An 8543-nucleotide genomic window follows, 5' to 3' on the forward strand; every position below is an offset into this window, starting at 1 on the left:
CTATAGGTGATTGCCTAATTTTGGACAAATTATGAATGACATGACCGCAAATAATATTGACCTTGTTCTAAGTGCAGATTTAGACCAAGATTTGAGAAATATAGCCAACAAAGTAGTAGCAGGAGAACGCATCACATTTGACGAAGGAGTAATCCTTTACAAAAAAGGAGAATTGGCTTTTGTGGGCGCTTTAGCGAATTACATTCGGGAAAAGAAACACGGAAACAATACCTATTTCAACAAGAATTTTCACGTAGAACCTACTAATATTTGTGTATTCGATTGTAAGTTTTGTGCGTATTCAAAGCTCTTGAGAGAAAAAACAGAATACGATGCTTGGGAATTGTCAGAAGAGCAAATCTTGGATAAAGTAAAAAGCTACGAAGGCACAGCAGTTACAGAAGTGCATATTGTAGGTGGAGTTCATCCAAAAATGGGATTGCACTATTTTGCCAATTTGATTAAAAAAATCAAAGAAATTCGACCTGAGATTCATGTAAAAGCATTTACAGCAGTAGAGCTAGAATACATGTGCAGAAAAGCGAAAGTGAGTTACAGAGAAGGGTTACAAATCTTAAAAGATCACGGACAGAATTCTTTACCTGGCGGTGGTGCCGAGATTTTTGCAGAAGCCATTCGAGAAGAAATCTGCAAAGACAAATGTACTTCAGCCGAATGGTTAGAAATTCACCAAACGGCTCATGAAATCGGAATGCCTTCCAATGCAACCATGCTTTATGGTCACGTAGAAAGCTTTGAAGATCGTGTTGACCACATGAACCGATTGAGAGAGTTACAGGACAAAACAGGCGGTTTTAACACCTTTATTCCATTGAAATACAGAAATGGAAACAACCAGATGAGCCACGTGTCAGAGGTGTCTGTTATTGAAGATTTAAGAAACTATGCCATTGCTAGAATTTACATGGATAATTTCCCCCACTTGAAAGCTTATTGGCCAATGATAGGTAGAGATACCGCTCAGATTTCATTGTCATACGGGGTAAACGATATTGATGGGACTATTGACGATACAACGAAAATCTATTCCATGGCTGGCGCTGAAGAGCAAAACCCAGCGATGACCACTGAACAGTTGGTAAAACTGATCAAACAGGTACATAGAACGCCATTGGAAAGAGACAGTATTTACAATATTATTAAAGATTATACGAACGAGTTTGAAACAAAGGAAGTATCGCCATACTAAGTTGTTTAAGATAGAAATTAAAAAGAGGTTTGTCGTTTAGATGAACCTTTTTTTATATTCAAAAGACACTGCTCTAATTTCTTGCTTCTCTTTTTTTACCACAAAGGAATAGAGAGCACAAAGATCTCATTAAGCAATCATTGATAAACTAATTTATTAAAATAAGTCTAGCTTCTTGCATCTAGCCTCTAACTTCTTTTTACCACAAAGGATACAAAGTTCTAAAAGAAATAAATTACTGATTGAAAAACTTCTCTTTTCTAATTCAAACCTTCTTCGAATCAATCCTTAAAAAAACAATGAAAATCCAAAGTTTGCTCTTACAAAGGTTGTGTTTTCAAAAATTGTGTTATCAAATAATTCTCTCTCTTCTTCCAAAGCTTATTGATCCATCCAATGATACTCTTTTGACAATAAAATAACTGACTCCCCCAATTACCTTCCATTCCTTAATATCAAATTTCTGTTCAATTTCATTTATCACTCCACTTTGAACATATACACCAAACGATTTAGTTTTAAGGCTTCCAATCCCACCTGCAATCCCTATGAATGGTTTAATTTTCCATGGACCAATATAATAGCGTGCAAAAATGGAAAACAATTGGTCTCTAGTAATGACTTCGCGAGATGTTGCATAATTTGTATTTTGAAATATCAATACATTTCTTTTGTCTCGCTGGAATTGATATTCTGTGCCAATTAAAAATCGTTTTGCAACAAAAAGACCAACATTTGGAGAAAATGTAATATTAGAATAACTTTCATCAAATTCACTATCAGGCGAATCCTTTGATGCCGAGAAGTTGCTTGAAGCACCAACGAAAATAGTACCTGCTTTTAATCCTGTTGCTCTGCTTATTGATTTTATAGAAGTAGAATCATTTTGACTTAATGCACAGTATGAGATACATAATGCGAGTATTGAAAGAAAAACGTGTTTCATTTTATAGTTTTTTATGGAAGTCAAAACTATTGCTTTTATTTTAATAACCAATCCATAAGGTTGTCACAAATCAATCAATGTTAAATTGTTCAATTACCTAAATTGATACATTTTAGAAGTCTAACTTCTTGCTTCTAATTTCTTTTTTTACCACAAAGGCACAAAGACATGCCTGCGGCAGGCAGGAACACAAAGTTGTCGCTAAGTAATCATTGATAAATTATACCATTACTTAATTGATACACTATTGAAATATCTTTTCTAGCTTCTTTCCTCTAGCATCTTTTTAAACCACAAAGGCTCAAAGAAAACAAAAGTCACACTCAGTAATCATTGATAAATTATACCATTACTTAATTGATACACTATTGAAATATCTTTTCTAGCTTCTTTCCTCTAACATCTCTTCTTAAACCGCAAAAGTTCCGCTATTCTCTCAAAGTATAAAACCCGAAATTAGAAATTCTATATCAATCTTAAAAAAACAATGAAAAGCCAAAATCAGCTCTAAAAAATCGGCTATTATCAAAATATTCAACCTTAGTTTCTCCAAAACTTAAGGCTCCTTCTAATGATATATTTTTAGTAATGAAATAACTTAAACCTCCGGTTAATTCCCATTCATTAATATCTCTCTTCGTTTCTCTTTCAGTTGTAATTCCATTAGAATAATTTTCGGTACTACTACTGTTAATGTTTTTTCCAATACCTATACTCCCTTCGATAAAAGGTTTTAATTTCCAAGGTCCAATGTAATATCTGGTAAAGATTGAAAATAATTGGGTGGTGTTTCTATATTCAGATGTTCCTGATGGGATAATTTGGGAGTTTGAAAAGAAAGCATCTTGGTATATACTTTTACTTCGCTGAAATTTAAAATCAGTACCAATTAAAAATTGTTTGGCAACAAAAACACCAATTTTGGGAGTGAGATTAATAGTAGAATAACTGGATTCATAATTACTATTATATGAATCCTTTGAAGTAGAGAAATTACCTGAAGCTCCGACAAAAAGTGTTCCTGCTCTTAACCCTGATACTCTGCTTATTGACTTTACAGAAGTAGAATCATTTTGACTTAATGCACAGTATGAGATACATAATGCGAGTATTGAAAGAAAAACGTGTTTCATTTTATAGTTTTTTATGGAAGCCAAAACTATTGCTTTTATTTTAATAATCAATCCATAAAGTAGTCACAAATCAATCAATGTTAAATTGTTCCATTACTTAATTGATACACTATAGAAGTCTCTTTTCTTGCTTCTAACCTCTAGCATCTTTTTAAACCACAAAGGCACAGAGAACACAAAGTTGTCGCTAAGTAATCATTGTTAAATTGTTCCATTACTTAATTGATACATTAAAAAAAGTCTTGCTTCTTGCCTCTAACTTCTTGCTTCTAACCTCTAGCATCTTTTTAAACCACAAAGGCACAAAGAACACAAAGTTGTCACTAAATGATCAATGTTAAATTGTTCCATTGCTTAACTGATACATTAATAAAAGTCTTGCCTCTAATTTCTTTTCAATAAAGTAGATTAACTTATTGATTAATTGACTAATTCATTTATTCAAAAATTTACCACAAAGGCACAAAGAACACAAAGTTGTCGTTAAGTAATCATTGTTAAATTGTTCCATTACTTAACTGATACATTAAAAAAAGTCTTGCTTCTTGCCTCTCACTTCTTGCTTCTAACCTCTGGCATCTAATCTCTCAACCTTAAACCCAATCCGATCCAAGTTCTCCCAAAAAGTAGGAAAAGATTTATTGACCACTTCAGCATTGTTGATGATGATATAATCTTGTTTTAAAGCCATTGAAGCCAATGACATCGCCATACGGTGATCATTGTGAGTTTCTATAGGCTCAGTCGATTCCGTTAATGTTTGCTCCTTCAATTCTATTCGATCTTCATCCAATTCAATGATTTCGATGCCAAATTTTTTCATTTCAGTTTGAAGCGCTTCTATTCGGTTGGTTTCTTTGATTCTTAAACTTTTGACACCACTAAAAACGGCAGGCAAACCGCTAGTGGCAACTATGGGAATAAACGATTGCACCATATCGGGATAATCATTAAAATCAGTATCAAACTGCATCAATGGATTGTCCACTATTTCCTTACGCAACTTTATTCCTTTTTTTAGATAAGAAACCTTAACGCCGAACTGTTCAAAAAGGCTAGCTACTATGCGGTCACCTTGAATGCTCTCTTTGTTTAATCCCATCAAAGTAAGCTCAGAAGAAGACGCCATGGCTGCAAAACTAAAAAAATAAGACGCAGCGCTCCAATCAGGCTCAACGATAACAGTTAATGGTTTGTATGGCTGACTAGGAATGGTGATCACATTTCCTTTCCAGAGGTAACTAATTCCCAATTTATTCATCAACTTTAAGGTCATTTTGATGTAAGGAGTTGAAGCTACTTTGCCTTTTAGGTGCAAGCTTAAGCCAACTGAAAGTCGGGGTGCAATTAGCAATAAGGCCGAAATATACTGACTACTGATGCTGCCATCAATGGTTATTTCCCCGCCTTTTAATTTTGATCCACGAATCGCAATCGGTGGAAAACCTGGTTCACCCAAATAAGAAATATCTGCTCCCAACTCTCGGAGTGCATCTACTAAAACACCAATCGGGCGTTTCTTCATTTGATCGCTTCCTGTTAGTATTTTCTCCCCTTCAGTCAACGCGTAATAAGCCGTTAAAAACCGAAAAGTAGTTCCAGCATCTTCAGCATCCACTACATTTTTATCTTCACCCAAAATCTGCTTCAATATTTTGGTATCATTGGCTTCACTTAGGTTTAAAATTTCAAAAGATTGATCGCACAATCGCTGAATAATCAACAACCGATTACTGATACTTTTTGAAGCAGGCAACTCCACTTTACCGAATAAAAACTTAGTAGGATGACTGATCTTTAAATTCATAGAGATAATTGATTGTTATAATTTAATATGGCTTGATGGTATTCTTTTTCTGAAACTTCTTGATTGATTACTGACTCTCCAATTGCTGTGAGTAAGGTAAATTGAAACGCATTGTTTCGATTCTTTTTATCCTGTTTACTGAGCGCTATGATTTGTTCAATATCTGATTCTTTTATTGGAAAAAGAGGGAAAAACGATTGAAAAAGAGGATAAACTTTCGATTTTTCTTCGTTTTTCAACAATCCTTTTAAAATTGAAATTTCAAATTCGATCAACATTCCTATTGCAATTGCTTCACCATGCAAAAGGTCTACTTTTCTATTCAGCGCTTGACTTTCGATGGCATGCCCTGCAGTATGTCCGAAATTTAGCTTCTTCCGCTCCCCTTTCTCTAAAGGATCGTTGGTCACGATTTGGTTTTTGATGGCGATGCTTTTATGCACCACTTCTTCAAAGTCGATGTTCTTTAGCTGATCAATCACCGAATGAAAGTAGTGGGCGTCGGCAATTAAACCGTGTTTAAACACTTCTGCCATTCCTGAAACCAATTGTCTTTTTTCTAGCGTTCTTAAAAAATCGATGCACACAAAAACACCCTTTGGCGCTGTAAAGGTTCCCAACTGATTTTTGAATCCTAAAAAGTCAATGCCGTTTTTGTTTCCCACACTTGCATCTACTTGCGCCAATAATGACGTAGGAATATTAATAAAATCGATTCCACGTTTATAAATGGAAGCCACAAATCCACCTAAATCGGTAATCATGCCGCCGCCTAAATTTATAAGAAGTGCATTTCGATCGGCTTGTTGCTCGCTCAAAGTTTGCCAAATGTGTTCGCAAATCTCCAGCTCTTTGCTTTCTTCGCCAGGCTCTACCTCTATTAATTCTACTTCTTGCAGCTGTGGAATAGCTTCTGCTAAAATCGGAAAACAATGCGTCAGGGTGTTCGAATCCACCAAAACATAAATAACTGCATTGGAATAATACTCAGTTAGAAAAAGAGCTAAGTCCGTCAAGATAGCCGATTTCCCGATATAGACGTTAGTACTAGAAGTGGTGACAATGGTGCGCATAGCTCACAAAAATGAACAAATTAATGCGAATATATCGCACAACAAAGAGATAAAACCTAACAATAATAAACCTGATTTAACCTTGAGGTAACCTATTGCAAATCCATTGCATGAAAGATAACTAAGAAAAAAAAGAGCCCATATAGTTCAGTATCCCCAATTTGATTTTTTAAGCTCGCTTTTTAATAATAATTTAGTAGTGATGAAAAAGATTGGTTTACTATCAGATACTCACGGCTATTTACCCCCTGCTGTCTACGAACATTTTGAAGATTGTGATGAAATTTGGCATGCTGGAGACATTGGCACATTGGAATTGATAGAAGAGTTAAAGGAATTTAAACCAGTGAGAGCGGTCTTTGGAAACATCGATGGATTTGATATTCGAAGAGACCACCATTTGCACCAGCGATTTTTCTGTGAAGGTGTGGACGTTTGGATTACTCACATTGGAGGTTATCCAGAACGATACGACCAATCGATCAGAAAAGAGATCCAAAACAACCCGCCAAAATTATTCATCAGCGGACATTCTCACATCCTAAAAGTGATGAATGACAAAAAATTAAACCTATTGCACATCAATCCAGGTGCTGCCGGAAAACATGGTTTTCACAAAGTACAAACCTTAGTAAAATTTACGATTTCTAAAGATGTGATTAAGGATTTACAAGTGATTGAATTGGGGCCGAAGTAGACTTTTTTATTTTTTATTCATGTATTCTTGCCATTGAACAATGAGGTATTTGTCTTTTTGATTTTCTTTTAAGGCCAGAAATCCATAATCGTATACAAACAGGTAAACGTCTCCTTTTGAATTTTTCCAATAATGAGTAAAGTAATTTGGATCAAATCCTTCTTTGATTAATTCTTCTCTTCTCAATGTGGTTTTACCTACTCGATTGTATTTTTTAAGGATTTTTCGATTGGTCTTTAATTGACGATCTACGGAGATAAACAGCTTTTCTTCTACTTTCCTTTTTTCATATTCTGAAGCTCGTTTGCATTCTAATGAGCAATACCTTTTATCGGTTCTCCCTACTATTGGGTTGTTACAAATGGGACATGATTGAATGGACTCCATTGGTTAAAGATAAAAAATAGTCGCTTAATAGTCGCCTATTAAGCGACTATTAGACTGGTAATTGTTCCAATTAGTACGAATTATGTCAAATGAATACTCCTGTTCTATATAAAATCACTTTAAAACACTTGTTTATCAGCAATGAAAAGCAAATTGGTTTACAATTTTACCCCAATAAAGTATTGAATACGTTGGTGAAGGGATTGCCTAATGTGAAATGGAGTAATCAATTCAATATGGTTTATTTACCGAACAACAAAACAACTATAAACTTAATATTCAACACATTTAGAGGTGTAGCGTGGATTGACGGCAAGTTCTTTTTTGATAAGAAATCTTTACACCCAACGAATGAAGCTATTACAGTAAGTAAAGTTGAGCAATGGAAAACAAAAGTTCCTGAAGATTACCTAAATAAGTTAATTCTAAAACGATATGCTGAAAATACGGTCAATACCTATTGCTCAATGTTTGGACAATTCCAAGTATTTTATGAAGGTAGAAATGTGAATGAACTAGGTGAAATTGAGATTAAAAAATTCATGAAACACTTAATAATCAATGGCAAGTCAGATTCGTTTATCAATCAAATGATTAATGCTATCAAATTTTATTATGAGGTGGTTCTTCAAATGCCGAACCGTTTTTATGAATTAGAACGACCCATAAAAAAGGAGCAATTACCCAAAGTTTTGAGTAAAGTTAAAGTTCTGGCAATGATAGAGAAAACAGCTAATTTAAAACACAAGTGTTTTATTGCCATGATTTATTCAGCAGGACTTCGGAGGTCGGAATTACTCAACTTAAAAATTGAAGATATTGACAGTAACCGAATGACGGTTCGGGTTAAAAATGGAAAAGGAGGCAAAGATAGAATCTCTACCTTAAGTGACCACTTACTCCAACTATTAAGGAAATACTATAAAGAATATAGACCGAAAGACTATTTGTTTGAAGGCCAAAAAGGAGGTAAATATTCGGCTGAAAGTGTTTTAAAAGTAGTTAAAGCAGCGGCAAAGCGCGCAGGATGCCGACTAACAGTTACGCCACATATGCTTAGACATAGTTTTGCCACTCATCTATTAGAAGATGGAATAGATCTTAGAAAGATTCAGCATTTATTAGGGCACAATAGTTTAAAGACAACAGAAATTTATACTCATGTTACAAGCAAGCCTGAAAGACGATACAATAAGAAATGGAAATTTGGCAATACATAGAAATTTTAAGAAGACCTAACAAGACTTGGTTTTTCTCAAAGGACAACACCGAAGAGAAAATTAACGCCTT

Annotated in this window: 8 protein-coding genes; 3 read left to right on the plus strand and 5 right to left on the minus strand. The window is 34.6% G+C overall.

Translation table 11 applies throughout. From position 1 onward, the window contains the following. The first annotated feature begins 40 nt into the window (after window positions 1-40). The gene (gene mqnE / locus ACTB0X_RS12065) at window positions 41-1210 is read left to right on the plus strand and encodes an aminofutalosine synthase MqnE (protein WP_463025281.1); all 1170 of its coding nucleotides are present in this window, start codon (window positions 41-43) and stop codon (window positions 1208-1210) included. A 352-nt stretch (window positions 1211-1562) separates the two neighbouring features. Here mqnE and ACTB0X_RS12070 read toward each other — a convergent pair whose 3' ends face one another. The 4 genes from ACTB0X_RS12070 to aroB all read right to left on the minus strand — a co-directional run bounded on the left by ACTB0X_RS12070 (window position 1563) and on the right by aroB (window position 6169). Next, on the minus strand, window positions 1563-2156 hold the full coding sequence (locus ACTB0X_RS12070; RefSeq protein WP_463025282.1) for a porin family protein: 594 nt from the start codon (window positions 2154-2156) through the stop codon (window positions 1563-1565). A gap of 476 nt (window positions 2157-2632) precedes the next feature. Next, window positions 2633-3289: a hypothetical protein gene (locus ACTB0X_RS12075; RefSeq protein WP_463025283.1), complete on the minus strand. Its 657-nt coding sequence runs from the start codon at window positions 3287-3289 to the stop codon at window positions 2633-2635. Window positions 3290-3854: 565 nt separating this feature from the next. Then, window positions 3855-5096 carry a 3-phosphoshikimate 1-carboxyvinyltransferase gene (locus ACTB0X_RS12080; protein ID WP_463025284.1) on the minus strand — a complete coding sequence of 414 codons (1242 nt, stop codon included), beginning with the start codon at window positions 5094-5096 and terminating at the stop codon, window positions 3855-3857. Further along, entirely contained in the window at window positions 5093-6169 is a 1077-nt protein-coding gene (gene aroB, locus ACTB0X_RS12085) for a 3-dehydroquinate synthase (RefSeq protein WP_463025285.1), read from the minus strand. The genes ACTB0X_RS12080 and aroB overlap by 4 nt, the downstream gene beginning before the upstream one ends. Window positions 6170-6371: 202 nt before the next feature. Here aroB and ACTB0X_RS12090 point away from each other — a divergent pair, with 202 nt between their 5' ends. Further along, entirely contained in the window at window positions 6372-6866 is a 495-nt protein-coding gene (locus ACTB0X_RS12090) for a metallophosphoesterase family protein (protein WP_463025286.1), read from the plus strand. A 6-nt stretch (window positions 6867-6872) separates the two neighbouring features. Here ACTB0X_RS12090 and ACTB0X_RS12095 read toward each other — a convergent pair whose 3' ends face one another. Then, complete coding sequence (locus ACTB0X_RS12095) at window positions 6873-7253, minus strand: hypothetical protein (RefSeq protein ID WP_463025287.1); 381 nt, start codon at window positions 7251-7253, stop codon at window positions 6873-6875. Window positions 7254-7342: 89 nt separating this feature from the next. Here ACTB0X_RS12095 and xerA point away from each other — a divergent pair, with 89 nt between their 5' ends. After that, a complete protein-coding gene (xerA, locus tag ACTB0X_RS12100; protein WP_463025288.1) occupies window positions 7343-8473 on the plus strand; it encodes a site-specific tyrosine recombinase/integron integrase in 1131 nt (376 codons plus the stop codon). Window positions 8474-8543: the final 70 nt, after the last annotated feature.

The organism is Acidiluteibacter sp. (assembly GCF_055129545.1).

Excerpts from the sequence above, each read along its gene's own strand:
- mqnE (WP_463025281.1), top strand. The coding sequence starts at position 41 with ATGACCGCAAATAATATTGACCTTGTTCTAAGTGCAGATTTAGACCAA.
- ACTB0X_RS12070 (WP_463025282.1), bottom strand. The coding sequence starts at position 2,156 with ATGAAACACGTTTTTCTTTCAATACTCGCATTATGTATCTCATACTGT.
- ACTB0X_RS12075 (WP_463025283.1), bottom strand. The coding sequence starts at position 3,289 with ATGAAACACGTTTTTCTTTCAATACTCGCATTATGTATCTCATACTGT.
- ACTB0X_RS12080 (WP_463025284.1), bottom strand. The coding sequence starts at position 5,096 with ATGAATTTAAAGATCAGTCATCCTACTAAGTTTTTATTCGGTAAAGTG.
- aroB (WP_463025285.1), bottom strand. The coding sequence starts at position 6,169 with ATGCGCACCATTGTCACCACTTCTAGTACTAACGTCTATATCGGGAAA.
- ACTB0X_RS12090 (WP_463025286.1), top strand. The coding sequence starts at position 6,372 with ATGAAAAAGATTGGTTTACTATCAGATACTCACGGCTATTTACCCCCT.
- ACTB0X_RS12095 (WP_463025287.1), bottom strand. The coding sequence starts at position 7,253 with ATGGAGTCCATTCAATCATGTCCCATTTGTAACAACCCAATAGTAGGG.
- xerA (WP_463025288.1), top strand. The coding sequence starts at position 7,343 with ATGAATACTCCTGTTCTATATAAAATCACTTTAAAACACTTGTTTATC.